At 73.0% G+C, this 25,040-nt stretch carries 22 protein-coding genes; 14 read left to right on the forward strand and 8 right to left on the reverse strand.

All coding sequences use genetic code 11. The features are described from left to right. Window positions 1-321 precede the first annotated feature (321 nt). Entirely contained in the window at window positions 322-1,338 is a 1,017-nt protein-coding gene (locus ADK41_RS12675; protein WP_051843110.1) for a helix-turn-helix domain-containing protein, read from the forward strand. Window positions 1,339-1,760: 422 nt separating this feature from the next. On the opposite strand, the gene ADK41_RS12680 is transcribed toward ADK41_RS12675, so the two are convergent. The 6 genes from ADK41_RS12680 to ADK41_RS12705 form a co-directional block, all read right to left on the reverse strand. Further along, a complete protein-coding gene (locus ADK41_RS12680; RefSeq protein WP_051843111.1) occupies window positions 1,761-3,419 on the reverse strand; it encodes an MFS transporter in 1,659 nt (552 codons plus the stop codon). After that, entirely contained in the window at window positions 3,416-4,153 is a 738-nt protein-coding gene (locus tag ADK41_RS12685) for a YoaK family protein (RefSeq protein ID WP_030824488.1), read from the reverse strand. The genes ADK41_RS12680 and ADK41_RS12685 overlap by 4 nt, the downstream gene beginning before the upstream one ends. Next, a complete protein-coding gene (locus ADK41_RS12690) occupies window positions 4,134-4,670 on the reverse strand; it encodes a DoxX family protein (protein WP_030824491.1) in 537 nt (178 codons plus the stop codon). The genes ADK41_RS12685 and ADK41_RS12690 overlap by 20 nt, the downstream gene beginning before the upstream one ends. A gap of 47 nt (window positions 4,671-4,717) precedes the next feature. Further along, window positions 4,718-5,380: a hydrolase gene (locus tag ADK41_RS12695; protein WP_030824496.1), complete on the reverse strand. Its 663-nt coding sequence runs from the start codon at window positions 5,378-5,380 to the stop codon at window positions 4,718-4,720. 98 nt (window positions 5,381-5,478) lie between these two features. After that, on the reverse strand, window positions 5,479-7,359 hold the full coding sequence (locus tag ADK41_RS12700) for an amidohydrolase (protein WP_234318706.1): 1,881 nt from the start codon (window positions 7,357-7,359) through the stop codon (window positions 5,479-5,481). A gap of 567 nt (window positions 7,360-7,926) precedes the next feature. Then, window positions 7,927-9,153: a low temperature requirement protein A gene (locus ADK41_RS12705; RefSeq protein WP_234318698.1), complete on the reverse strand. Its 1,227-nt coding sequence runs from the start codon at window positions 9,151-9,153 to the stop codon at window positions 7,927-7,929. A 1,334-nt stretch (window positions 9,154-10,487) separates the two neighbouring features. On the opposite strand from ADK41_RS12705, the gene ADK41_RS41650 reads away from it, so the two are divergent. The 9 genes from ADK41_RS41650 (at window position 10,488) to ADK41_RS12750 (ending at window position 19,115) form a co-directional block, all read left to right on the forward strand. Further along, window positions 10,488-11,582, forward strand: coding sequence for a hypothetical protein (locus ADK41_RS41650; RefSeq protein ID WP_030824505.1), 1,095 nt, complete (start codon window positions 10,488-10,490; stop codon window positions 11,580-11,582). Next, window positions 11,579-12,061: an NUDIX hydrolase gene (locus ADK41_RS12715; protein WP_030824507.1), complete on the forward strand. Its 483-nt coding sequence runs from the start codon at window positions 11,579-11,581 to the stop codon at window positions 12,059-12,061. The genes ADK41_RS41650 and ADK41_RS12715 overlap by 4 nt, the downstream gene beginning before the upstream one ends. Before the next feature lie 25 nt (window positions 12,062-12,086). Beyond that, window positions 12,087-12,866: an SDR family NAD(P)-dependent oxidoreductase gene (locus ADK41_RS12720; RefSeq protein ID WP_030824508.1), complete on the forward strand. Its 780-nt coding sequence runs from the start codon at window positions 12,087-12,089 to the stop codon at window positions 12,864-12,866. Between the two features lie 507 nt (window positions 12,867-13,373). Further along, entirely contained in the window at window positions 13,374-14,486 is a 1,113-nt protein-coding gene (locus tag ADK41_RS12725) for an inositol-3-phosphate synthase (protein ID WP_051843112.1), read from the forward strand. Continuing rightward, on the forward strand, window positions 14,479-15,513 hold the full coding sequence (locus ADK41_RS12730; RefSeq protein WP_030824513.1) for a phosphotransferase enzyme family protein: 1,035 nt from the start codon (window positions 14,479-14,481) through the stop codon (window positions 15,511-15,513). Before ADK41_RS12725 ends, ADK41_RS12730 begins: the two co-directional genes overlap by 8 nt. Further along, window positions 15,510-16,481, forward strand: coding sequence for a hypothetical protein (locus ADK41_RS12735; protein ID WP_030824515.1), 972 nt, complete (start codon window positions 15,510-15,512; stop codon window positions 16,479-16,481). The genes ADK41_RS12730 and ADK41_RS12735 overlap by 4 nt, the downstream gene beginning before the upstream one ends. Continuing rightward, window positions 16,478-17,005, forward strand: coding sequence for a (d)CMP kinase (locus tag ADK41_RS12740; RefSeq protein WP_199822374.1), 528 nt, complete (start codon window positions 16,478-16,480; stop codon window positions 17,003-17,005). The genes ADK41_RS12735 and ADK41_RS12740 overlap by 4 nt, the downstream gene beginning before the upstream one ends. Continuing rightward, a complete protein-coding gene (locus ADK41_RS12745; protein ID WP_030824519.1) occupies window positions 17,002-18,288 on the forward strand; it encodes a DegT/DnrJ/EryC1/StrS family aminotransferase in 1,287 nt (428 codons plus the stop codon). The genes ADK41_RS12740 and ADK41_RS12745 overlap by 4 nt, the downstream gene beginning before the upstream one ends. A gap of 98 nt (window positions 18,289-18,386) precedes the next feature. Beyond that, the gene (locus tag ADK41_RS12750; protein WP_234318702.1) at window positions 18,387-19,115 is read left to right on the forward strand and encodes a helix-turn-helix domain-containing protein; all 729 of its coding nucleotides are present in this window, start codon (window positions 18,387-18,389) and stop codon (window positions 19,113-19,115) included. 29 nt (window positions 19,116-19,144) lie between these two features. On the opposite strand, the gene ADK41_RS12755 is transcribed toward ADK41_RS12750, so the two are convergent. Continuing rightward, a complete protein-coding gene (locus ADK41_RS12755; protein WP_078661906.1) occupies window positions 19,145-20,089 on the reverse strand; it encodes a class I SAM-dependent methyltransferase in 945 nt (314 codons plus the stop codon). A 64-nt stretch (window positions 20,090-20,153) separates the two neighbouring features. Next, the gene (locus ADK41_RS12760; protein ID WP_030824525.1) at window positions 20,154-21,428 is read right to left on the reverse strand and encodes an aspartate aminotransferase family protein; all 1,275 of its coding nucleotides are present in this window, start codon (window positions 21,426-21,428) and stop codon (window positions 20,154-20,156) included. A gap of 239 nt (window positions 21,429-21,667) precedes the next feature. On the opposite strand from ADK41_RS12760, the gene ADK41_RS12765 reads away from it, so the two are divergent. The 4 genes from ADK41_RS12765 to ADK41_RS12780 are packed head-to-tail and all read left to right on the forward strand — an operon-like array spanning window position 21,668 to window position 25,034. Next, complete coding sequence (locus tag ADK41_RS12765) at window positions 21,668-22,708, forward strand: hypothetical protein (protein WP_030824527.1); 1,041 nt, start codon at window positions 21,668-21,670, stop codon at window positions 22,706-22,708. After that, entirely contained in the window at window positions 22,705-23,265 is a 561-nt protein-coding gene (locus tag ADK41_RS12770) for a hypothetical protein (protein ID WP_234318704.1), read from the forward strand. Before ADK41_RS12765 ends, ADK41_RS12770 begins: the two co-directional genes overlap by 4 nt. Further along, window positions 23,255-24,256, forward strand: coding sequence for an ABC transporter ATP-binding protein (locus ADK41_RS12775; RefSeq protein ID WP_037803928.1), 1,002 nt, complete (start codon window positions 23,255-23,257; stop codon window positions 24,254-24,256). The genes ADK41_RS12770 and ADK41_RS12775 overlap by 11 nt, the downstream gene beginning before the upstream one ends. Next, window positions 24,249-25,034 (forward strand): ABC transporter permease, encoded by a 786-nt coding sequence (locus ADK41_RS12780; protein WP_030824536.1) that lies wholly within the window; start codon window positions 24,249-24,251, stop codon window positions 25,032-25,034. Before ADK41_RS12775 ends, ADK41_RS12780 begins: the two co-directional genes overlap by 8 nt. Window positions 25,035-25,040: the final 6 nt, after the last annotated feature.

Raw genomic sequence — 25,040 nt, forward strand, 5'->3', positions numbered from 1 at the left:
GGGGGCGGCCGGCGCAGCCGGCCTTCGTCACGCCTGCCACGACGCGCCTGCCCACCTCATCGGCATCCGGATCGGGGCCCCTTCGGCGCCGCGGTCCCCGCCGGTGGTCCGCGGGAGGTCCCGCGCACCCGTACGAGACGGCGAAGCCGGACGGAGCCGGCCCCGCGACGCGGGGTCGCCGCGCCCGGACGCTCCGAGGGGCGAGCCCGCGAGACGCCCCCGCCCACGTCGCGCCGATCTAGCGGATTCGCGCGATGTGCCGCACCGGGGCCGGCTGGCACGGTGGTGCGGTAGGCACACACCAGTCGAGGGGCGGAGACCATGGCGCCGTATGTTCAGGAGGGAAGTGTCCCCGGCAGCTTCCACACCACCGACGGACTGCCCGTCCCGCACCGGCGGGCGTACTGGCGCGAAGCACTGTCCCGGACTTTCGGCGCCGTGAACATGACCGTCCCCGATGAGGTGTACTCCGGGGCGATCCACGCGATACCACTCGGCCGGCTCCAGGCCGTCACGGTCGACGGCGACTGCCTGTCCGCCCTGCGCACGCGCCGGCTCGTCAGCCAGGACGACCAGGACGAGTACGTCGTCGTCAAGTTGCTGGAAAGAGGGGTGGCCCGCCTGGAACAGGACGGTCGTGAAGCCCTCCTCGGCCCCGGGGACATCTTCGTCTACGACATGGCGCGCCCCCTCCGACTGGACCTTCCCCAGTCCTTCCGGACCAAGTCGCTCGTCCTGCCGAGAGACGTACTGGGCCTGGGGGAGGCCGACCTGGCGCGCGTCACGGCCTGCCCGCTCGGCCCCGACACCTCCCTCGGCGGTCTGCTCTCGCCCTTTCTGGCCGGGCTCGTGGAAGGCGCCGGGAACTACCACTCCCGCACCGGCGAGCTGATGGCCCGCAATGTCGTGGACCTGCTCGGTGTGCTGGCCGACGAGGTCCTCGGACGGTCGACCGCGGACACGCCCGGCGGGAACCGGGCCCTGCTGCTGCGGATCCAGGCGTTCATCGACCGTCACCTGGCGGACCCCGGTCTGACCCCGCAGACGATCGCCCGGGCCCATCACATATCCCTGCGCTACCTGCACAAACTGTTCGAGAGCGAGGACGCCACGGTCGGCCGGTGGATCCAGCGACGTCGTCTGGAGGAGTGCCGACGCGACCTGGCGGGCCACGCAAGCGCCACGATCGCCGCGGTCGCACACCGATGGGGTTTCACCAGTGCCGCCCATTTCAGCCGGGTGTTCCGGGCCGCCTACGGGATGTCCCCCCGTGAGTGGCGCGGCGCCCGGCGCTCGACGCGGCAGGCCCCGACGTCCGCACGGCTCCTCGACGCCTGAGACCGACGAGCGCCTTCCTCCCGCGCCGCCGCCGCCCACGCAGCCGCGTCGGGCCCGGGGCGCCGAGGGCCTGGACGGCCGCGCCGACGACCGGGCCGGCCACGATTTGGAGGCCTGCGGCGCGGAGTACTGAACGCGTGCCCTCCGAGCAGCGGCGTGCCGCGCCGGGCCCCCGGTCGTGCCGGGTCGCGTCCGGCCCCAGGACCGTGACGTCCTCGGGCCAGGGCAGGAGGGGCCGGTGAAGACGCGGACGGAACCGCTTCGGCTGCGACCACCAGTACGGCTTCACCGGTGTCGTACCTTTCCCGCAGGACGTTCCCGGGCACCACCCGGCGAGTGGCGCACGTCCCGGCAGTCCTCGCCGCCCCGGCAGCGTGCGGGGCCCCGCCGTAGGCGCCGCGGCGTCTACGGCACGCCTGCGCTCACCGCCGACGGCCCGCCGGCGGACCGGTCCTCGGAGGCCCGTCCGCGTCATGCCCGCCGGCTGTGACGACGGGCCCGGACGTCGCGTCGAAGGCATGGGTCACCTCCGGTGCGACGCCTTCGGCGAGCAGTTCGCGGGCCTGCTCCTCGAAGCGGCGGTCGTCGGCCGTGAGCCGGCCGTGGTGCTGGGCCAGGTGCTCCGACCAGGAGGCGACCAGATAGTTCTCGACGAACCGGCAGGGATCATCGCCGTCCTGGAAGAGACCCCAGGTCAGGGCTCCGATGCGGCGCCGGGAACGGGCCACGTGCCGCATGCGGTCGGTGAAGGCGGACCAGTCCTGCGGAGCGATCCGGTACGTGACGGAGACCAGGACCGGACCGTCGGCCGGTCCGGGTTCGAACACCAGGGGCGGAACGGGCCAGTGGTCGGAAGGGCTCGGGTCGTCCCCGTCCGCGGCGCGCAGAGGCAGGCGACGCACACTCAGGGCGCCGCCCACCAGCAGGCCGGCGCCGATCAGCAGTGAGACGGTCAGTCCCGGTCCGTCGGCCAGCGCCCCCCACACCGGCGCGGTCAGCGCCTGCCCGCCCTGGAACACCATGAGATGGACGGCGAGTCCCCTGCCTCTGACCCAGCCGGGCAACCGCTGCTGGACAGCGGCGTTGAGGGTGGACAGCACGCCGATCCAGGCGAGACCCGCGGGCAGCAGTGCGGCAGCCGCGAGCCAGGGAGGAGGAGCCGTGGCCAGCACCACCAGTGTCACGGCGAAGACCGCCGAGCCCGCGGCAAGGGTGCCGTTGACCCCCAGCCCGCGGCGGGCCGCGGGAAGAGCGAAGGCGCCGGCCACCGCGCCGACGCCGACGACGCCGAGCAGGACCCCGTACCCGCCCGGCCCCAGTCCCAGGGAACGGCTCGCGACCAGGGGGAGAAGCGACCACAGGGCGGCCGCGCCCGGGACGAACAGGGCCGTGCGCAGCAGGACCCGGCGGACTCCGGGCGCGTGCCGGACGTAGCGGCGGCCGGCCTGAACGGCTGCCAGGAATCCTTCGCCCCGGACGGCGGGCCGTGGGGCCACCGGCCGTCGCCACAGCAGCAGCACCGTCGCGATGCCCAGGTACGACAGGGCGTTGAACGCGAAGACCCAGCCCGCGCCCGCCGCGGCGACCACCACGCCCCCGAGGGCCGGGCCCACGGCACGGGCGAGGTTCATGTTCACCGCGCCCAGCGCCGCCGCCTGCCCCAGCTGCTCGCGCTCCACGAGCTCCGGCTGGATCGCCTGCCAGGCGGGCCCCGTCAGCGCGGTGCCGCAGCCCAGCAGGAAGGTGAGGGCGAGCAGGAGACCGGGGGCGAGCGTGCCCCGGAACGCGAGCACCGTCAGCGCGGTCGAGACGGCGAGCAGGGAGAACTGGGCGGCCAGGAGCACCTTGCGACGGTCGTAGCGGTCGGCCAGCACACCGGAAGGAAGGGCGAGCAGGACGACCGGGAGACTGGCGGCCGTCTGCACGAGCGTCATCAGGGAGGCACTGTGCCCGACGAGGAGCCACTGGGCGCCGACCGTCTGCATCCAGGTGCCGGTGTTGGACACCAGCTGCGCGATCCACAACGCGCGGAAGACGCGCGCCGCGAGCGGCGCCCAGGACGAGCCGTCCGCGAGCCTCATGACGGTGGCCCGGCCCAGGCGGGGGCGGAGGCCGACAGGCGGTGGGCCACCACCGACGTCACCACGAGAAGCAGCAGTGCCAGAGCCAGGACGAGGAGGAGCTCGGTGTGCCCCAGGAGCAGGGCGCCCGCGAGGGCTCCGAGGAACATGGCGAGGACGGAGAGGAGACGCCGGCCGGGGCGGGGAGCGGCCCCGCCGGCCGGCGAGGAGTCCGCGGCCAGCCCCGTCAGGGTGAGCGTCAGGACGGTCGTGGTCAGGTCCGGGACCCCGAGGCGTCGCGCGACCGCGTTCTGCGTCCCCATGGCGATGCCCAGGAGCACGATGAGGGTGTACCGGACCGGGCCGGACACCTCGCCGTGCGCGATCGCGACCACGGAGACGGTGCCGGCGACGAGCACGGCCTGGGCGGCCGTCGTCGCGGTCAGGAGCCGGCCGCGGTGCGCCGCGAACCGGATGCCGAACCGCCCTCCCGCCAGAGCTCCGGTGAGGAACGAGACCATCGAGACGACGGAGGCGGGTACGGACAGCCCCGGCGCGCCCGCCAGGGCGAAGCCCAGGAAGACCACGTTGCCGGTCATGTTGGCGACGAAGACCCGGCCGAGCGCCAGGTAGCTCACGGCGTCGATGAGACCGGTCACCACCGTCAGCACCAGCATCAGCGGCGGCAGGGGGCCGTGCGGGTCGCCCTTCGGAGGGACGAGTGTGTGCGTGGCGTCAGTCAGCAGCCCGCGCATGCGGTGTCCTTTCGTCCGTCCTGTCACCCGCGGCCGGCGCGTGCCGCAGCGCCGAGCGGGTGATCAGGCCGCTGCCCGGGCCGATGACGACGGCCGCGAGGGAGGCCCAGAGCGGCCACGGGAGCAGCCCGAGGAGGTGGTCGAGCGACCAGCGGCCCGGGCCGGTGAGAGCGAGGGCCGCGGCGACGGTGACGAGGACCAGCGGGTACTCGTAGCCGTCGTTCTGCACCCAGAGCCCCTTGTGCCACTTGACGGTGCCGGCCACCGTCATCACTCCCGCGGCGGCCATCGCCGCCACGGGAGTGAGGAGGCCGGCCGCCAGGAACAGACCGGCACCGATCTGGCTGCCGCCCGCGGCGAGGGCGGTGAGCCTCCCGCCGCGGAAGCCGTCACGGCGGAACTCCTCGGTTCCCCCGGCCAGTCCGCTGCCCCCCAGCCGGAAACTGACCTTCTGCACTCCGTGCCCGGCGATGAGGAGTCCCACCACCAGTCGGAGCACCAACAGTCCGTCGTCCATTGCCATGTGCCTGTTCCTGACGTCCGTCGTCAACCGTGGGGAGCGGGTCAGCCGGCGGCGTGCTCGCCGATGACGGCCTGGGCGTAGACGACCCCGAGACCGTAGGTGCCGCCGTTCTCCCTCACGACGTCCATGACGGACGGGTACGTGCCGGTGCGCGCCCAGTCGCGCTGGAGCTCGAGGAGCACCTGCACCCAGGTCACCGGCGCCACGCCGGCCTGGACCATCCGCTGGACGGCGTGCTCGTGTGCCTGCGGGCTGACGCCGCCGCACGCGTCGGTGACGACGTAGACCTCGTAGCCCTGGGCGAGCGCGGACAGCGCGGGCAGGACGACGCAGACCTCGGTCCACAGGCCGGCGACGACGAGCTTCTTCCGGCCGGTCGCCTTGACCGCCTCGACGAAGGCGACGTCCTCCCAGGCGTTCATCGTGGTGCGGTCGATGATCTTCTGGTCGGGCAGGACGTCCGCCAGCTGCGGCATGAGCGGGCCGGAGAAGGACTCGGCGGCCACGGTGCTCAGGACGACGGGTACGTCGAAGACCTTGGCGGCCTTCGCCAGACCGACCGTCGCGTTGATGATCGCGGTACGGTCGCCGCTGCCCGTGCCGAAGAACATCTGCGGCTGGTGATCGATGAACAGCACCGCGCAGTTGTCGGGGGTCAGCAGGTCGGGGCTGGGAGCAGCGGTGACCTCGGCGATGTCGACCATGGGTATGCCTTTCGGTGAGAGGGTGCGACGGTCACGGACGGTCGTCCGCGATCCGGGAGGGAAGGTCCGGGGCCGGGCCCGGAGGCGGTACGCCCGGCTCAGGGGGAGAAGCACGGATCGAGGACCGGGCTGTCGTGCTCGGGAAGGAGGCCGCGGCGGGCGCGCCACCGGCGGTGCTGCTCCGACTCCGCGACGGCTTCGCCGAGGAGTTCGGCCTGGCGGACTCCCGGCCCGCCCGGCACCGGGCTCGCCTGGTAGCCGCCGAAGCGGGCCACCGGGCTCCATCCGGGCGTCACCGGGGGCAGCTGCTCGTCGATGCCCTCGTACTCGCCGGCGGCGTAGACGATGCGGCCGCCGACGACCGTCAACAGGGCTTCGATGTGCGCGATCTCCGGTTCGGGGACCGAGAAGTAGTCCTCCGACAGCACGGTGAGATCACCGAGGAAACCGGGACGCAGCACACCCTTGAGGTCCTGCTCACCGGTGAGCGCGGCCCCGGCCGTGGTGAACATCGCCAGTGCCGTCTCCCGGTCGACGCGGTTGTGCGGTGGGCGGACGGCCAGGTCGCCGACCGTGCGGCCGGTGACCAGCCAGTGCAGCGCGACCCACGGGTTGTACGAGGAGACCCGGGTGGCGTCGGTGCCGGCGCCGACGGTCAGGCCCCGGTCCAGCATCGCGCGGATCGGCGGGGCGTCCGCGGCGGCGCCGGCCCCGTAGCGGCGGACGAACGCCTCGCCCTGGAAGGACAGCCGGTTCTGCACCGACAGGGCTCCGCCGAGGGCGGCGATGCGGTCCAGACTGTCGGCCGACACGGTCTCCGCGTGGTCGAACAGCCAGCGGTTGCCGCCCGGGAAGAGGCCCTCCGCGGCGAGCTTCTCGAACACGGCCAGGTCACGGCGGATGGTCTCGTCGTAGGTGGCGTGCAGGCGGAACCCCCAGCCGTTCTCCATGAGGAGGCGTACGGCCTTCTCGAACTCCACCTCGTAGCCGGGGGCGTGCTCGGGACGTGGCTGGGCGAAGTTCTCGAAGTCCGCCGCCGCCCAGGTGAGGTTCTCGCCGGCGCCGTTGAGACGCAGCCATGCGTCGCCGCCCCCGGGCCGGACCATGCCTATCCACCGGGTGAGGTCGTCGATCTCCTGCCCCGCGGTCTGCGGGAACAGGTGGTAGGCGATGCGCAGGGACAGCTCGCCCTCCCTGGCCAGCTCCGTCACCGTCCCGTAGTTGTCGGGGAAGTTCTGGAACCCGCCCGCCGCGTCGATCGCCGAGGTGAGACCGAACCTGTTCAGCTCCCGCAGGAAGTGGCGGGTGGACGTCTTGCGGTGCTCCTCGTCCAGCACCGGCGCCTTGGCCAGCGTCGAGTAGAGGATCAGCGCGCTGGGAGCCGCCAGCAGCATGCCCGTGGGTTCGCCGTCGCGGCCCCGCATGATCTGCCCGCCCCGGGGCTCCGGGGTGTCCTTGCCGTAACCCACCGCCTTGAGGGCCGCGCGGTTGAGGACCGCGGACTGGTAGAGGTGCAGGACGAAGACCGGGGTGTCCGGTGCGGCGGCGTTCAGCTCGGCGACGGTGGGCGACCGCCGTTCGGCGAACTGCTCGGCCGACCAGCCGCCGACCACGCGCACCCACTGGCCCCGGGGCGTACGGGCCGCCTGCTCGCGCAGCATGGCCAGGCCCTGACGCAACGAGCGGACGCCGTCCCAGCGCAGTTCCAGTACGTAGTTGAGACCGCCGCGGATCACGTGCAGGTGGGCGTCGTTGAGACCGGGGACCATCCTGCGGCCGAGCGCGTCGACCACGCGCGTGGCGGGACCCACCTGGCCGGCCACGTCCTTGTCGTCGCCGACGGCGGTGACGACACCGTCGCGAATGGCTATCGCCTCCGCCCGGGGAAGGCGCGGGTCACCGGTGTGAATCTTGGCATTGCGGACGACGAGGTCCGCCGCGTCGTCGGTGGCGCGGGGAATCAGCCCGCCGACCGGCATCGTGGACACCTTTCGACAACCTCCTGAGGGTGTGCAGCGTGGGATCTCCGCCAAGGCCGCGCGCTCGACTCCGGACGGGACATCGGCGAGGTGCACGAGGAATACGTGCCGCGGTCGCTCCGTCGGTGACGCTACGTCGGGCCGTACCGGTCCGGTTTCTGGTCAGCGCACTGGAGTTTGTCCGGCAGCGCACTGCGGGTGCCACCGTGCACGGCGGGGTCGGAGCCGGTGCACGGGTGTGCAAGGGCCCCTGTTCGCACGGGTGTTCACCCAGAGGGCCTCGGACGCGGCGCGGCGGACCGAGTCTTCCCGGACGCTCGTGGCCGGCGCGGACGAGACGATCGACCCGGAGACGGAGCGCTTCGGTGCGAAGCGGGCCGGGGCGACGGCCGTCGGGACCGACGGCGCTTCCCGCGCCGTCGTCGTTCCCCGGGCGGGGGAAACCGCGGAACCGATCCGTGACGCGGCGCGCGCCACCCCCTGGTGCCGCGGTCGACGGCAGCACACGCGAAGGCCGCGCGGCGAGCCCCGGAAGGGACGTCCGCGCGGCCTTCGCGTGTGCTTGTCTCATTCCGGCCGGCGCACGGTGACCACGGCGACCAGACCGCTCAGAAGTAGGCTGGCGACGAGCGCGGGCGCCGGGGACCACGAGGCCAGCAGGACGCCGGCGGCGGCGACGGCGAACGGCACGCACTCGGCCGTCCGCCTCTGGTGCGGCCGCAGGTGTACCGCCCACACGGTGGTCAGGAAGACGGCGGCCGGGACGGTGACCGCCATGGCGGCACCCGCGGACGACGTGCCGGTACGGTGCGTGAGATGGTCGGCGTAGGCGGCCAGCCCCGCTCCCTCCGCAGTGGCCGAGGCGAAGATCAGGTAGTGACCGTACGCCCAGGTGAAACGTCTGTGGTGAGCCCGGTGCGTCATGGAGAGCAGCGTGTGCGCCGGCTTGGTGAAGTACAGCCACCACATCGCAAAGGCCGTCAGCAGGCCGCCGCCGGCCAGCGCGTACAGCGCGACGGTGCCGTGATGCCGGTCGAACGCCCCCCGGACGGCGACCGTGGCGGCCGCCACGGACTCCCCGAGGACGATGAGGGTGAACAGCCCGTAGCGCTCGGCGATGTGGTGCGGATGCCACGGGGTCATTCCGGCGGACTGCGCCCACGCGGGGACCAGGACCTCTGCCACGATCATCACGGCGACGCCCGGGAGCCGTAGCTGTTCCGGGAGGAACAGAAGCCCGATCCATCCGAGTTGGCAGGACGTCACCCCGGCGGCGAAGCGGACCGTCGTCCTGCGCCGGCCGGGGTCGGAGAGTCCGGCCCGGAGCCACAGCGCCGCCAGTGCCGTGCGCAGCACCACGTACCCGAGCGTGATGACGAGCAGGTCCCCGTGCTCGAAGGCACGGCCGACGCCGGCGGCGAGGACGAGGGATCCCGTGATCTGCACCAGGACCGTGAGCCGGTAGGGAGCGTCGTCGGGGTCGTAGGCGGAGGCGAACCAGGTGAAGTTCATCCAGGCCCACCACACGGTGAAGAAGACCAGCGCGAAACGCAGGACGCCCGAGGCGTGGTGTCCGTGCGTCAGTGCCTCGTGCAGACCCTCCGAGGCCTGTGCCACGGCGACGACGAAGCAGAGGTCGAGGAAGAGTTCGAGCGGCGTGGCGGACCGGTGCGCCTCCCAGGGGTCACGGCCGGTCATGGCCTGCCGTCGGCGCACGGCGGGGACCGTGTTCCCCGCGAGGTGTCCGCCGCCCGGCCCCGGACCGGGGTCCACCGCATCCGCTCGCTCGTCCATGCTCATCGCCGTTCCACGTCCGGTCCGTCCGCCAGGTGCGGTCGGTCGCCGAAGGTAGGACGAACCGGAGAACGGCGGGAGTCCACCGGTGCACGGGTGCTTGCACGAGAGCGAACGTCCGCCGGGGGCCGGGCACCACCTCGTCGGCCGAGGAGAGCGCGGCGCGCGGCGGCGGCTGGTCGTGCAGGCGCAGGTCGGCGGTGGACATGACGACCGCACAGGTCACGTCGTCGCTCCGGTGCGCTGAAGGGGGTCTCGTCGGCCGGCGCCCTCACCGCACGCACGGCCGTCCGCACCGCAACGCCGGTGCGGACGGCCACGCCGCCGACGACCGCCCGGACGGCGGCCCGCCCCCTCCGGCCGCCGGCGCCGCCCGGCGTTCACACGTCCCGGTCCGGCGAACACGCGAGGGGAGCCGGTGTCCTGGGCATCGGCGTCCTCCCGGAGACGGGCCGCGAGGTCGTCTCCCGGTCGAGGAAATCGGGGCGGATCGTCGCGCGGGCCCTCGTGCGGGCGGCGCGCAGGAAGTGGCCTTCGTCATATCCGGTACCGCAGCCCCCTCCTGGACGGCCGCCTCACGGAGACGGGTTTGACGGTGCCCCTCCGGCGACCGACTAGTGACATCACTAGTTCACGCTCGACAGCGCCTCGCGGTCGGTCCGCCGGCCGCTCGCCTCACCGCCGGCCCATGGCAAGAACCGCGCCATGTCAGGTGGGCTCCGGGGCGGCCCGGCATCGTTCGGCCGAGGTCGGAAAAGGTTGAACCTGCCCACACCGGACAAGTCTGCGCCGATTTCGCGCCACATTATCGGAAGGGGTGAGGAGGCCGAATCGGCGTGCCGGTGGTCCTTCGTACAAGGAACTGCCCCACTCGCCCGCGCCGAAAGGGAACTGGAGCGTTGAAAGTTTCAATGATGTTTGAGATGATCGCTTGCAGTCCGTAAACCCCATGGGGTCAGCACGCAAGACCCAGAGGCTAACGGGTCAGTAACTTACCGGCCGGTTCGCCCTCTGCCCAGTCAGTGAAAACCGATAATTGTTGCCCGGTCCCTCCCATGCCTTTCAGGGGGTGATCCGGTTATGCGGTGAGGATCTGCCGTGACATGAAGGCAAGTGTCGCAGTGGATATCCGCCGAGGTGATCGCTGTCTGTCGCAACAGAAAGAAGCGGAATGCTGAAGAGAACGCGCTCCTGCGCAGAAGCAGCTCCTGCGGAGATATCCGCCACAGGAGGATCGATCGTGACCGCCTTCGGCTCCGGTACGCGAGGGAGATAGGGCACCCGCAGGCCGGTGCCGCACGATCACTTCTTCCGCGTCATGGAGGCGTTTCACCTTGGGATTACCACGCGAGACCCGGACGACCTGGCACGACCTGGAGTTACGGGTCCGGGCCGAGGATCCCGGGGTCCTCGACTACGTCAGCAGCCAGCACCGTCTCGCCCGCGAGGATCCGGACCGGGCCGCCACACGGATCGACATCGAAGCCGTCAGCTCCCCGTCGCGACTCGCGGAGCTGACCGCGAGACGGGCGACCGAGCGTCGTGAGTCCTACGCCGGCTGGTGGTACGGCTGCCATCGGAACGAGGACGGAGCGTTCGTCCTCGTCTCGCAGGAGGGGCACGAGTTCCCGCACGCCCTGATCACCACCGACTTCCTCACCTGGGAGATCGTCACCGCGCACGAGCACGAGCTGGGACTCGTCGTCACCCGCACCATGCGGGAACTGGTGCGCGAGCACTTCGTCGACCGCGGCGCGCTCATGCTGCACGGCGCGGCGGCCGTCCTGCCCGACGGCACCGGGGTGGTCCTCGCCGGCCCCTCCGGCGCCGGCAAGACCTCGGCCTCCGTCCAGCTCGCCCGCGCGGGCGGCCACTGCGTCGCCACCGACCGGTGCCTGCTGCTGGCCGACGGCCCGGAATGGGCCGTGGTCGGTCTGCCGCTGTCCACCCGCCTCACCCGGGAAGCGGCGGCCGGTCTCGGTATCGAGCCCGGCGAGAAGGACAGACTGATCAGACACGGTGAGGCGGCCGTCCGCAGACCGGACCCCAAGGGCAAGATCTCGCTCAGCAACGAGGAGATGCGGCGTCTGGCCGGTGTCGAGTTCCTGGCCTCCACGCGGATCGACACGCTGGTGCTGCTCGAGAACACCGGCGCCCCCCGGCCCCTGTCCGGCCCGGTCGCCGAGGGGGAGGCCGTGGCCGCCCTGGCCGAGCACATCCTCGTACCCGACACGGCGTACCGCGGCCGGTGGCTGTCCGCGGACCCGAGCCCCGAGCCGGCCGGCGACGTCAAGGGCCGGCTCGGCGAACTGGCCGCCGCCGTGCCCGCCCGGCACGGCACGTGGACACCGGCCACCTACAAGAGCGACGTTCTGGCGGCCTGGCTCGCCCCGCGCGCCGGTGCCGAGAAGACAGGAGACCCCTCGTGACCACCACCCCGCAGATCCGTTACAGCGCCCGGGCCCTGCTGCTGGACGAGGACGACAGGCTCCTGTTGTTCTCCAGCGTGGACGACGCCAACGGCGAGACCTTCTGGTACCCGGTGGGCGGTGGCATCAAGGAGGGGGAGTCCCCCGAGGACGCCCTGCGCCGGGAGGTCGAGGAGGAGACCGGACGCACGGAGTTCGAGATCGGCCCCCAGATCTGGTACCGGGAGGCCGTCGCCTCCTGGGGCGGCAACACCTACGACTGCCGCGAGCGGTTCTACCTCTGCCGCGTCTCCCACTTCTCCGTCGACACCAGCGGCTTCAGCCAGGGGGAGATCGACACGGTCTCCGGTCACCGGTGGTGGACGTTGGACGAGCTGGACGCCGCCACGGACCGGCTGGTGCCCGCCGATCTGGCGCCCCGGCTTCGCGCCGTGCTCACCGACGGCGCCCCCGCCGAGCCCGATGTCGTCGGCAGCTGAGCACGGAATCCGGAGGGACCAGCACGTGAAGGGACTGCGAGGACGGCCCGCCCTGGTGACCGGCGGCGCCCAGGGGATCGGCAGGGCGGTCGCCGAGCGCCTCGTCGAGGAGGGCGCCCGCGTCATGATCATGGACACGAACGAGGAGTTCGGGAAGTCCGCGGTCGCGGAACTGGCACGGCGCCCGGGCGGTGAGCACGTCGGCTTCGTGCACGGCGACATCTCCGAGGAGAGCGACGTGGTGGCCGCGGTGGAGGCGACACGGACCGCGTTCGGCGGTGTCGAACTCCTCGTGAACTGCGCCGCCGCGTTCATCACGCGCGGGATCGAGGCCACCGTGGAGGAGTGGCGGCGCGTCACGGACGTCAACATCATGGGCCACGCCCTGATGGTCAAACACAGCGCGCCCCTGATGGAGGCCGCCGGCGGCGGCAGCGTCGTCAACGTCTCCTCGATCTCCGCGCACATCGCGCAGCCCCGGTCCGTCACCTACAGCGCCACCAAGGCCGCCATCATCGGCATGACCCGGTGTATGGCCACCGACCTGGCCGGGGCGGGAATCCGGGTGAACGCGGTGAGCCCGGGAACGGTCTGGAGCGACAACCTCGCGCGCCGCTACAAGGAGAAGTACGGAGTGTCGCGCGAGGAGGCGGACGCCCGTCCGGACATCGGCGGCCGGCACATGCTGCACCGCACCGCCGACCCGGAGGAGATCGCCTCCGCCGTCGCCTTCCTGCTCTCCTCGGAGGCCGGTTTCATCACCGGTGAGAACCTCATGGTCGATGCCGGGCTCACCGTGACGTGACGCCGTCGTGCCGTGCGAGGGCCTCCACGGCACGACGGCAATCGTGAGGCGGGGCTGCTCCGTCCGGAAAGGAGCCGCCGCCCCGTTCTCTTCCCCGGCGCCGCTCACCCGGCGCCGATGATCTCGTGGACCCACACCCGCCGTAAACCCCTCCCGTTTTTTCCCGAGGGTTCACGGGCGATCCGCGACGCCCATTCACGCTCCCTTTCTCCATGCTTTTCCGGGGCCTGCGTGGGGTGCCCGAATTCAGCATGATGCGCGATGAGGCGCGTGTGGAAATATCGTCGTCGCGCATGCCGGAAAGATTCCCTCACGTTTCTTTGGATTCTCTTGGTGGATAAATGGAGTCCACTGATATACGTTTGCCGAAACCGGGCGGACATTGCTGGACCGGATCCACTGTTCGCACCGATCCTCGGCCGAGTGAGATGCCTCGACGCCGCGTGAGATGCCCCAGTACGCCGAGTAATCCCTGACGATCGTCAGGTATACGTCCGGAGGAATACATTGAGTAACAACGTGATCAGGGTCGCGCTGGCCGGCGTCGGCTCCTGCGCCTCCAGTTTCGTGCAGTCCGTGGTCCTGGACCGGGAGCGGCCCGGCCCCTCCAACGGCGTGATGCACGAGTACATCGGCGGTCACCGTCTCGGCGACGTGGAGTTCGTCGCGGCCTTCGACGTCGACGCCCTGAAGGTGGGCCAGGACCTCTCGGAGGCCGTGTACGCGGGACGCACCGCCGCCGTCCGCCACGTGGACGTGCCGCACCTGGGCGTCACCGTCCAGGCCGGCCCGCTGCTCGACGGCCTCGACGGCGCGCTCGGCGACGCCGTCGACGCCCATCCCGCCACCGCCGTCGCGACCCCGGAGTCGCTGGCCGCCGCCCTGGCCGCCGCACGACCCGACGTCGTGGTCTGCCTGCTGCCCACCGGCTCGACCGCGGCCGTCCAGACGTACGCCAGGGCCGCCGCCGAGGCGGGCGCGGGCTTCGTCAACGCCACCCCCGAGCCCGTCGCCAACGACCCCGCGCTGGTGGCCCTGTTCACCGAGCACGGCGCCCCCCTCCTCGGTGACGACCTGCGCAGCCACCTCGGCGCCACCACCCTGCACACCGCCCTGATCGAGCTCTTCCAGAGCCGCGGTGTCGAGGTCAAGGACAACTACCAGCTCAACGTCGGCGGCAACACCGACTTCCTGAACCTCTCCGACCCGGCCAGGTCCCGCTCGAAGCAGGTCTCCAAGCGCAAGGCCCTCGCCAACGCCGGCATCGACTCCCGCGAGGTCGCCGCGGGCCCCAACGGCTTCGTCAAGCACCTCGGCGACCGCAAGGTGTGCTTCCTGCGCATCGAGGGCGAGAGCATCATCGGCGCCCCCGTGCACATGGAGGTACGCCTGGAGGTCGAGGACAGCCCCAATGCCGCCGCGGTGCTGGCCAACGCCGTCCGCACCGCGCACAGCGCCTCCCGCCAGGGCATGGTCGGCGTCATCGACCCCGTCTGCGCCTTCCTGTTCAAGAGCCCGAAGACGGGGGCCAAGGAGTCCGAGGCACTGCACGACTTCCAGGCCTTCGTGCGCAAGGCCGGCGAGCACCACGCGCTGCAGGCGGTCGACGGGAATGCCTGACCCCGCCTCCTGGCTGCCCGATCGCGACCCCGGCGTGGCCCGCGTCCTCGACCGGAGCTACGGCCTCGGTGCCCACCGGGCGTGGTCACTGAACCGGGAGAGCGTCAACACCGTCTGGCGCGTGTCCACTTCGCGCGGGGAGTACGCGCTCAAGCGGCTGGGGCGGGACGTCGCCCCGCAGTGGACGGCCTTCGAGCACGCCGCCCTGCCCCGGCTGACCGCCGCCGGCATCCCGGTCGCGGTTCCCGTGCCGACGGCGGAGGGAGGCAGCTCGGCCGTCCACGACGGCTCCGTCTGGCAACTGCGGCCCTGGCGGGAGGGCCGGCCCTTCGACTCGGGCCGGCCGGGCGACATCGAACAGGCCGGCGCCTTCCTGGCGGCACTGCACCGCGTCCCGGTCGACGGGCTGCCCGCGGACGGCCAGAGCTCCACCCGCAACCTGGAGTTCTGGCTCACCACCGAGCGGCCCCCGCACGCGGCACTGGACGAGGTCGACGAGATAGCCGCCCCGTACGTGAGCGCCGCCGTGCGCGCCCGCGCCCGGCGCGCCTACGCGGCGGTGCTGCGCCGGGCCCGCACCGAACTCGCCGGGTACGGAGACCTCCCCGAGGTCCTCACCCACGGCGAGGTCGCGGGCTCCAACCTGCTGTACTCCGACAGCGGGGAGCTGGCCTGCGTCCTCGACTGGGACGCGCTGCAGCTGCGCTCCCGCGTCTACGACGTGGCACGGGCACTGCTGTTCCTGCCCCGCAAGGCCCGCGGCGGCTTCCAGGTCCTGCCGGACCGGGCCCGGGCGGTCCTCGCCGCCGCGACGGCGCGCGAGCCGCTCACACCGGAGGAACTCGGCTCCCTCATCCCGGTGCTGGAGCTGAACTTCGTCCCGTCGCCCGACTACCTCCGGCAGGTCGCGCGGCGCGCCCCGGGCATCCTGGAGTGGTACCTCGGCTGGCGGGCCGAGGGCGCCGGCGCGGTCCGCGGCATCCTCTCCGACGTCATCGCCACAGCTCCGCAGGGGACACCGCGATGACGCGGTACGTGTGCCGCACCCCGGGGCACGCGGTGGCGTTGGACGTGAGCCGCGACGCGGCCGCGTACGTCCGGGAGCTGCTCGGCCCCTACGTCCGGGTCGCTCCCGGGCCCGACGGCCCCGACGACGCCCGCTGGCGGATCGGGACCGCGGACCGCGAGCGGCCGGCGGGGGAGGAGGTGGTCATCACCAGCGCCACCGAACCCCCCACCCGGCTCTGGTACGACGGAACGGCCCGCGAGGTGCTGTTCGACCCGGCGATGCCGCGCTCCTTCCTGTGGCACAACCTGGTCCGGTTCACCCGCATCCTGCTGCGGCTGATGCACGCGGAGGAACCGGAGGTCTTCCTGCACGCCGGGCTGGTCGCCCGGGACGACGGGCACGGCGCGCTCGTGCTGGGCGCGAAGCGAGCGGGGAAGACCTCCACCGTCCTGTCCGCCCTGCGTCACGGGCTCCGCTTCGTCGGCAACGACGACGTCTCCGTCCGTGCGGACGCCGGCGGCTGGACCGGGCGGGGCTGGCCCCGTCGGGTCTCCGTGCGCGGGGACACCTTCGCCGCCGTCGGACTGCCCGGCGACACCGACCGCCTGCTCCACCCGGCGGAACTGCGCGACCTCGCGGGCGGCCCTGAGCTGCTGGCCGAGGCGCCGGTCGGGGTCCTGGTCTTCCCCCGGTTCCACCCCGAACCCGGTGTCGTGCCCCTCGGCCCGGAGGAGACCCTGGCCCGGCTCACGGCCAACGAACTGCCCACCGTGGTCAAGCACGCCGACTTCCTGCTGCCGTTCTTCGGCCCCGTCCCGCCGGCGGTCCGGCAGGACCTCCTCGCCCGCCTGGCGGCACAGGTGCCCGGCGTCGAACTCCGGCAGGACTTCTCCGCCCTGCACGACGGAACCGCCGCGCTGACCGGGCTCCTGGACGGAGACGTCCCCGTACCGCCCCCGGCAAGGGAAGGAGGGCGAAGGACGTGAGCACGACCGGTAGCCGGGTGTGGGTGGTCGGCCCCTCGGGCGCGGGCAAGAGCACCGTCGCCCGCGCCCTCGCCGAGGCCCGGGGTCTGCCCCACTACGAGCTGGACGCCATGTTCTGGGCGTCGGGCTGGCAGCGGCGTCCCGAGGACGAGTTCCTCGCCGACGTCGCCGCCCTGGACCGCACCGACGGCTGGATCGCCGACGGGCAGTACGGCGCGGCCCACCCGGTCCTCGAGGAACTCGCCGACACCGTCGTCTGGGTCGACCCGCCCCGCGGGACCACCACGGCCCGGCTGCTGCGTCGCACCGTACGACGGCTGCGCACGCGGGAGGAGCTGTGGAACGGCAACCGCGAACGCCCCGGCAGCGCCTTGCAGCTCGTGCTCTGGGCCCACCGGGAGTTCCCCGTGGTCCGGCGCACCAACACCGAACTGTTCGCCCGCATGCAGGCCCGCTCCGTGCCCTGCCTGCGGTTGCGGACCCCGCACGACATCCGAGAACTACTCAGTAAGGAACGGGCATGACGCGACTCGCGCTCCTCGGCGGAGAGCCCCTGCTGACCCCGGCCGAGCGGCCCAAGTGGCCGAACATCACCGAGGAGGACATCGGAGCGGTCACCGCGTTGCTGCGACGCGGTGAGATCACCTACAACGGCAGCGAGGGCGAGGTCCAGGCCCTGGAGAACGGCTACCGGGAGCGCCTCGGCGCCGCCCACGCCCTCGCCGTCAACTCGGGCACGTCCGCCCTGCACTCGGCCTTCTTCGGCCTGGATCTGCGTCCCGGCGACGAGGTCATCGCCCCGGCCTACACCTTCCTCGCCACCGCCATGCCGGTCTTCACCTGCAACGGCGTCCCCGTCCTCGCCGACGTGGATCCCGACACCGGAATCCTCGACCCCGACGGGCTCGCCGCCCACCTCACGCCGCGCACGAAGGCCGTCGTGGTCACCCACCTGATGGGCTTCCCCGCCGACATGGAGCGCATCACCGCCTTCGCCCGCGAACACGGCCTCGCGGTCGTCGAGGACTGCTCCCAGGCGCACGGCGCGGAGTGCTCGGGCCGGCCGGTCGGCCGCCACGGTGACGTCGCCGCCTTCAGCCTCCAGGCCAAGAAGCAGGTCACGGCGGGCGAGGGGGGCGTTCTCGTCACCGACGACCGCAGGATCTACGAGCGCGCGGTGATGCTCGGTCACTGCATCGACCGCGGCGAGGAGGACGTCACCAGCGACGAGTACGGCGCCTACGGCCGGACCGGCTTCGGCCTCAACTACCGCATCCACCCGGTCGGCGCGGCCCTCGCCCGGGGCGCCCTCGCCCGGCTCGACACCGTGCTGACAGGACGCGAGCGGAACTACGGCCGGCTCGGCGCCCTCCTGGACGACATCCCCGGCATCACCCCGCCGGTGCGACAGCGGCACGTCGACCGCGTCGCCCACTACGTCAGCTACCAGCCCCTCTACGTCGCCGAGGAGCTCGGCGGCCTGCCCGTCGACGTCTTCACGGCCGCCGTCAGGGCCGAGGGCGTCCCGCTGACCCGGCCCACCTCGCCTCCGCTGCACCGCGAGGCCGCCTTCCGCAGCCCGTCCTGGCACCCCGGCACGTACCACCCCGGGGACAACACCTACCGCGTGTACCGGGGCGACGAGTTCCCGGGCGTCGACGCCTACATCGCCCGCGCGCTGCGGCTGCCCACGTACTCCGACGAGCGCCCCGACCTGATGGACGCCTGGGCCGAAGGCATCCGCAAGGTCGTCACCCACGCCGAGGAACTGCGCGACCGGCACGCCGCCGGCGCCCTCGCCGCGTAGCGGCTCCCCCTCCCGGAGCCCGCGTCGGCCCGGTACGCCCCGTCGCGTACCGGGCCGGCACCGCACCACCGTTCCGCCCCGCCATGGAGGTCATCCCTTTGTCCGTCGATAACAGCTCCCGCTCCATGCTCGCGCGCGGTCTCGGCGTCCTCCGCGCCTTCCGGTCCGGCGAGCCGGAACTCCCGCTCTCCGAGATCGCCCGCCGGGCCGACATGCCCAAGGCGACGGCCCACCGCATCATCACCGAGCTCGTCAAGGAGGGCATGCTGGAGCGCGGGGAGAAGGGACTCAGACTCGGCATGGGCCTGTTCATGCTGGGGGCCCGGGTGCCCCGCCAGCTCATGCTCCGCGACATCGCCTTCCCGCACGCGGAACAACTGCACCGGCTCACCCACGGCAGCGCGTTCGTCTTCATCGCCGACCCCACCGGTGCGGACGCCGTCCTGGTGGACGCCGTACGGCGCGCCCACGAACCCGGCCGCGGACTGGGCACGGAGGAGACCCGGGCCTCCGACCGGGCCGCGACGAGGGTGTTCCGTGCCTTCGGCGCCGAGGACGACACCGTGGCCGGCCGGGGCGCGCGCGTCCGGGAGGTCGAGTCGGCCCGTGTGCGGCATCAGGGCTTCGCGGCCGTCCGCGGCGTGCCCGGCGTGGTCGGTGTCGCCGCCCCGGTGCTGACGGCATCCGGCGCGGTCGCCGGGGCACTGGCCGTCGCGGGGCCGCAGGCCGGGTTCCACGTGGGCCTGGCGGCCGCGCACCTCAAGGCCGCGTGCGCCGCCGTCTCCCGCGCCCTGCAGCGCAACCCCGAACTGCTGACCGCCTCCTGACGGCGTACGGCACCCGCCGTCCTTCCCGGCTACGGCTTCCCGGCCACGAACAGCGTGGGCAGCAGTCTGCCCGCGAGGTACTCCTCCCGGGCCGCGGTCAGGGTGTCCCGGATGAGGTCCGCCGAGGCTCCCCCGTAGATGTTCGCGACGCTCCCGCGGAAGATGCGCACCACCTTCAGCCGGTCGGCGAGCAGTGCCACGGCCCAGTCGGTCAGGTCCTTGCGCTCCACGTCGCCGAAACCGGCCCGGGCCAGCTGGTCCGTCCGGTCGGTCAGCGACGTGGTGAAGAAGACGCCGCGCGGATGGATCGCGCGGAACGCCTCCGAGGGCTCCTCGCCGTCCGGCGTGAGGCTCACCTCCTCGGTGAGCACCAGCAGCCCGCCGGGCCGCAGCAGCCGCGCCGCCTCGCGCAGTACGGCGCCCGGGTCGGGGAAGTGCGGCATCGAGCCCGTGACCAGCACCAGGTCGAGCGAGGCGGCGGGGAGGGGCACGGCAGTGGCCGAGGCGCACAGCTCCGTCATCGTGGTGCGGCCCTGTGCGCGGCTGATCCGGGCGCTGACCTCGCAGTGCTCGGCGACGAGGTCGACACCGTAGGAGCGCCGCACCTCGACGCCCGCGGCGGCGAGCCTGTCCACGGTGTAGCGCAGCGCGCCGCCGAAACCGCTGCCCAGCTCGCACAGGTCCACCGCACGGCCGGGGCCCAGGCGGGCGACGACGGCGCCGACCACGGCGTCGCAGCCCTGGGGGCCGAAGTGACCCATCTGGTCCAGGCCCAGGAGCCCGTCGGGTCCCTGCTCGCCGGTGAACTCCACGATGGCCCGCTCGGTGTTCTCCCAGTCGTGCAGCGCGGGGAACAGGTCGCGGTGGTAGCGGTACTGGACGCCGGTCTGGTCGGGCGCCCCCTGTGTCTCCCGCGTGCTCCGTGTCTCTCGTGCGTCCCGGGTTCCGGCCGGTGCGCCGGGTTCCGTGCTCATCTCGTCCTCCTTGCGTTGCTGCCGGGGCCCGGCCCGGACGGTCGTGGAGCGGGGCGTCGGACGGTCAGGGCCGGGCCGCGGCGGCCGGCGTCCGGAACTCGTCGGGCACCGCCGAGTAGACGGCGTCCAGCAGGGCGAGCGCCTCCTCGGCGTCCTCGTCCGTGGCGACCAGCGGCGGCAGCAGCCGCAGCACCTCCGGCCGGCCCAGACAGGGCGAGACGACCAGGCCCCGGCGGCCGAGCTCCATCAGGACCTCGCCGGCGGCGGCCCGCGTCGCGAACTCGACGCCCCACAGGAGGCCCTGTCCGCGCACCGCGGTGACCAGACCGGCGTGACGCTCCGCCAGCCGGGTCAGGCCGGAGCCGAGGACCTCCGCCAGGCGTGCGCCGCGCGGGGCGAGTTCCTCCACCACCCGCAGCGCCGCCACACCGGCCGCGGCACCGAGCGGGTGCCCGGAGAACGTGGTCGTGTGCACGAAGGGGTCCGCGGCGAGCGGCGCGTACAGCTCCGGCGTCGCCACCACGGCGGACACCGGCTGCACCCCGCCCCCCAGTGCCTTGCCGAGCAGTACGGCGTCCGGCTCGAGACCGAGGTCGGTGCCGACCAGGCGAGGGCCGCAGCGGCGCAGCCCGGTCTGCACCTCGTCGGCGATGACGAACGCGCCGTGGGCGCGGGCCGCGTCGGCCAGGGCCTTCAGGAACGCGGGGTCCAGGGGCCGTACGCCGCCCTCGCCCTGCACGGGCTCGAACAGGACGGCGGCGACCTCCTCGCCCTCGAAGGCGCCGGGCACCGCGGAGACGTCCGCGGGAATGTGGGTCACCCCGCCGAGGAGCGGCTCCAGGGACTCGCGGTAGCGGGCGTTCCAGGTCGCGGCCAGCGCGCCCATGGACTTGCCGTGGTAGGCGCCCTCGACCGCGATCACCCGCCGGCGGCCGGTGGCCCGGCGGGCCAGTTTTAGCGCCGCCTCCACCGCGTCGCCGCCGTTCAGCCCCAGCCACACCTTCGTCAGGCGGCCCGGGTCGGCCCAGCCGGCCAGCGCCCCGGCGAGCGCCGCGGTGGCTCGGTTGCCCAGGACCCGGCTGGACACCGGCATCGCGTCCAGCTCGTCACGCACCGCCGCCACCACGGCCGGGTGGCGCTGGCCCAGCAGCGTCACCGCGTAACTGCCGAAGTCGAGCGCGGTGCGGCCGTCGGAGAGGTGCATCCGCGCGCCCTCGCCCCGCGCCTCGACGGCGCCCGAGCCGTTCATGCCGTAGACGAGGGCCAGTTGCGGCGAGAGGTGCCGCCGGATGGCGGTGAGCGCCTCCCGGGCCGTCCTGTCACCGGTGTTCGCGGTCATGTGCGCAGCCGTCCTCTTCCGTGGTCCGGCGGATCGCGGACCGCACGACGCGGTGCCCCTCACGGGAGTGCCGCCGGTCGGCGGGGCGGACGGTCCGCAGCTGTCGGGACACGGTTCTAGCCCCCCGCGCGCGTCCCTGTGAAGCGGTGTTCCGGCTGCCGGAACACGCGTTGAACCCGGACGACGCCCTTGACAGGGTGATCATCCTCGCCGTCCGTATCCGAAAGGTGCACCGACGCATGGAGACCACTTCCCCGGGCGCTGCGGCGTTCCCCGAACCGGATGTCCTGGAGAGGCGCCTCGCCGCCTTCCTCGACCTGCGGGGACTGAGCAAGGACGCCGTGCTCAAGGAGGCCGACCAGGGCATGGGGACGCCGGCCCTCGCGGTCGCCGCCGGGTCGGTGCTCGCGGGCTTCGGCAACGTGCGCAGCGACCTCGATCTCCTGGTGCTCGTCGAGAACGAGAATCTCAAGCGCTTCCCCATCCAGTCCCACGAGCACGGCACGCTGATCGACATCGGCATCCGCCGGGCGAGCACCGTCCGGGCGAGTGCCGCCGCGCTGACCGCCGAGCCGTGGCCGCGCTTCGAGAGCGTCACCGAGGACGCCTGGAACCACCGGCGCCGTACCCTCAGCACCGTCTCCCGGCTCGCCCTCGGACTGCCCCTCGCGGTCGTCGAGCCCTGGGACGACTGGCACGCGGGGCTGCGCGGGCCGTGGCTCGCGGAAGTCCTGCGGGAGTGGTGGGTGGTCGAGGCGCACCGGCTCGCCCGGGCCGCCCGCTGGCTGCTCGACGCCAAGCCGCAGACGGCCGCGGTCCGCGCCCGCGAGGCGGTCGTCGCCGCGCTGAACGCCCGTGCGGCCGACGGCGGGGAACTGTACTTCGCCGCCAAGTGGGCGGGCGAGAAGCTGAAGGTGCTCGGCGACCACGAGAACCTGCGGCTGCTGCGCACCGTCCTGACGCCCGCCGATCCCCGCGAGCGGGTGCCGTTCTGCCTCGACGCCGTCGAACGCCTCGTCGGCCCCGCCGGGACGCTGCACACCGTGCTGCGCTGGGCCACCGGCGCCGGGGCCACGGAACTGGACGACCGCACGGTCGTGGACCGCTGGCAGCTGCGGGCCCTGGAAGTACGGCGGCTCGGCCTGCCGGCCGCCGACAGCGACGGCGTCGTCTGGTCGGGGCCGGCCGGCGCCGCGCCCCCCGAGGATCTTCTTCCGCTCTTCACGCACAACATGGTGTGGCTCGGTGTCGCCCACCCGGCTCCGGAGGTTCCCGCGTGACGCATTCCCCCACGACCGTGACCGGCGACACGGCCACCGGCCCCGCCGACGCGTCCGCCGACCTCCGGCGGCTGCTCACCTTCCGCGGCCACGGCGCCGCCCGTCTCCTCCTGGGCTGCCGGGCCCGCCTGGAGGACGTCGAGGGCGCCGTCGCCGCCGGACAGGACGAGGTCGCCGTCCTCATGGCGTACGACCTGATCCAGCTGTCGCTGTCGATCCGCGGGCTGCGCACCGAGGGCGAGCTGATGTACGGCCACGACGAGGCCGCCTTCGATCCCTTCGCCGGTCTTCCCGTCGAGGAGGCACAGGCCGGGACGGCGCTCGCCGCCGAGGGGCTGGACGCGGCCGGTGAGCGCGGCGAGGCGTGGCTCCAGCGGCTGCGCGACCACCTCGCGGAGACCGAGGCGCAGCTCGGGTACACCGAACCGCTGCCCGACGTCCGGTCCGGCAGCGGCATGATGAAGGGCTTCAAACTCGCCCGTACCTGGCAGCCTCTGATGGACCGCGTCGGTCTGCCCCCGCTGCTGCCGGACGCCTGGACGCGCCGTGCCGACTGAGTCGGGGCCGGTCCGTGCGCGGAGCCGGCCACCGGCCCTCTCCGTGCGCGGAGCCGGCAAGAGCTACGGCGGCACGACCGCCCTCGACCACGTCGACCTGGAGATCGCCGAGGGCACGATCGTGGGCCTGCTGGGACACAACGGCGCGGGCAAGACCACGCTGATGTCCCTGATCGCGGGCCTCGTGCGGCCGGACGCCGGGGAGATCGAGGTACTGGGGCACTCCGTGACGCGGCATCCGCGCCGGGCCCGCCGCGAACTCGGCCTGGCCCCGCAGGAGCTGGGCATCTACCCGCCCCTGACGGTACGTCAGAACCTGCAGTTCTTCGCCGAACTGGCCGGCCTGCGCGGCAAGGAGGCCCGGCGGCGCACCGAGGAGGTCGCCGAACCCCTCGCGCTCACCGGGCTGATGGACCGCCCCGCGTCCCGGCTCTCCGGCGGCCAGCAGCGCCGTGTGCACACCGCGATGGCACTGATCCACCGGCCGCGGCTGGTGCTCCTCGACGAACCCACCGCGGGTGTCGACGTGGAGACCCGGGCCCGCCTCGTCGCCCACGTACGGGAGCTGGCCGCGCAGGGCACCGCCGTCTGCTACTCCACGCACTACCTCCCCGAGATCGAGGACCTCGCCGCGGACGTGGCGGTCCTGCACGGAGGGCGCGTCATCGCCCGCGGCTCCGTCGACGACCTGGTCCGGCGGCACGGTGACAGCGCCGTGGAACTGGTCTTCTCCGGCGCGCCTCCCGAACTCGACCTGCCCTGGCCGGTGACCCGGCAGGGGGACACGCTCCTCGTCCGGGTGGAACAGCCCCACCTGGTCACGGCCCAGGTGCTGGCCGCCCTGGGCGACGCCGCCGCCCGGCTGTCCGCCCTGCGCGTCGTCCGGCCCAGCCTCGACAACGTCTTCCTGAGGCTCACCGGAGGGCAGCACGGCGGCAACGGGGAAGACCACGCGAACACGGACAGGATCGAGGCGGAGCAGCATGCGTGACGGGGCACTGACACGGATCACCGCCCTCGTCCGGCAGGACGTCCGGCTGCTGCTGCGCGACCCCGCGCCCCTGGTGGTCCGCACGGTCATGCCGCTGCTCATCATGGGCTTCATGCAGCCGCTGTTCCGCGCCGCCCTGCGGGCCGGCGGCGAGGCCGCCGACGCCAACGGCGCCGAACAGGGCGTCCCCGGCATGGCGGTGATGTTCCTCTTCTTCCTGGTGAACGTGGTCGGCTTCGCCATGTTCCGCGAACACGGCTGGAACACCTGGGACCGGCTGCGCGCGAGCACCGCCCGCCCGGTCGAGCTGCTGGCCGCGCGCGTCGTCGTGCCGCTGGCCGCCGCGGTGCTCCAGCTCGCCGTCATCTTCGGGGCCGGGGGAGCGCTGTTCGACCTGCGGGTGACGGGCTCCCTCCTCGCCCTGGTGGTGGTGGCGCTGCCACTGGCGCTCTGCGTGGTCATGGTGGGCATGGCGCTGGTCGCGCTGTGCCGCACGATCTCCCAGCTCAGCGTCATCGCCAATATCCTGGCCCTGGTCTTCGCGGGACTCGGCGGCGCCCTGACCCCCCAGTCGGCGATGCCGGACTGGGCGGAGCCCTTCGCTCCCGCCGTGCCCAGCTACTGGGCGATGCGCGGCTTCAACGAGGTCGTCCTGCGCGGCGGCGGGGTCGCGGACGTCCTGCTGCCGGCGGGCGTCCTCTGCGCCTTCACGGCCGGCCTCACCGCCGTCACCCTCGTCTTCTTCCGGGCCGACCACCGCAAACTCTCCTGGTCCTGAGCGGTA

The sequence above is a fragment of the Streptomyces caelestis genome (assembly GCF_001279005.1).
In the GTDB taxonomy this organism is placed as follows: Bacteria; Actinomycetota; Actinomycetes; order Streptomycetales; family Streptomycetaceae; genus Streptomyces; species Streptomyces heliomycini.

Excerpts from the sequence above, each read along its gene's own strand:
- ADK41_RS12745 (WP_030824519.1), top strand. The coding sequence starts at position 17,002 with ATGACGCGACTCGCGCTCCTCGGCGGAGAGCCCCTGCTGACCCCGGCC.
- ADK41_RS12685 (WP_030824488.1), bottom strand. The coding sequence starts at position 4,153 with ATGCGCGGGCTGCTGACTGACGCCACGCACACACTCGTCCCTCCGAAG.
- ADK41_RS12705 (WP_234318698.1), bottom strand. The coding sequence starts at position 9,153 with ATGGACGAGCGAGCGGATGCGGTGGACCCCGGTCCGGGGCCGGGCGGC.
- ADK41_RS12680 (WP_051843111.1), bottom strand. The coding sequence starts at position 3,419 with ATGAGGCTCGCGGACGGCTCGTCCTGGGCGCCGCTCGCGGCGCGCGTC.
- ADK41_RS12690 (WP_030824491.1), bottom strand. The coding sequence starts at position 4,670 with ATGGACGACGGACTGTTGGTGCTCCGACTGGTGGTGGGACTCCTCATC.
- ADK41_RS12780 (WP_030824536.1), top strand. The coding sequence starts at position 24,249 with ATGCGTGACGGGGCACTGACACGGATCACCGCCCTCGTCCGGCAGGAC.
- ADK41_RS12675 (WP_051843110.1), top strand. The coding sequence starts at position 322 with ATGGCGCCGTATGTTCAGGAGGGAAGTGTCCCCGGCAGCTTCCACACC.
- ADK41_RS12760 (WP_030824525.1), bottom strand. The coding sequence starts at position 21,428 with ATGACCGCGAACACCGGTGACAGGACGGCCCGGGAGGCGCTCACCGCC.
- ADK41_RS12765 (WP_030824527.1), top strand. The coding sequence starts at position 21,668 with ATGGAGACCACTTCCCCGGGCGCTGCGGCGTTCCCCGAACCGGATGTC.
- ADK41_RS12695 (WP_030824496.1), bottom strand. The coding sequence starts at position 5,380 with ATGGTCGACATCGCCGAGGTCACCGCTGCTCCCAGCCCCGACCTGCTG.
- ADK41_RS12700 (WP_234318706.1), bottom strand. The coding sequence starts at position 7,359 with ATGCCGGTCGGCGGGCTGATTCCCCGCGCCACCGACGACGCGGCGGAC.
- ADK41_RS12730 (WP_030824513.1), top strand. The coding sequence starts at position 14,479 with ATGCCTGACCCCGCCTCCTGGCTGCCCGATCGCGACCCCGGCGTGGCC.
- ADK41_RS12735 (WP_030824515.1), top strand. The coding sequence starts at position 15,510 with ATGACGCGGTACGTGTGCCGCACCCCGGGGCACGCGGTGGCGTTGGAC.
- ADK41_RS12755 (WP_078661906.1), bottom strand. The coding sequence starts at position 20,089 with ATGAGCACGGAACCCGGCGCACCGGCCGGAACCCGGGACGCACGAGAG.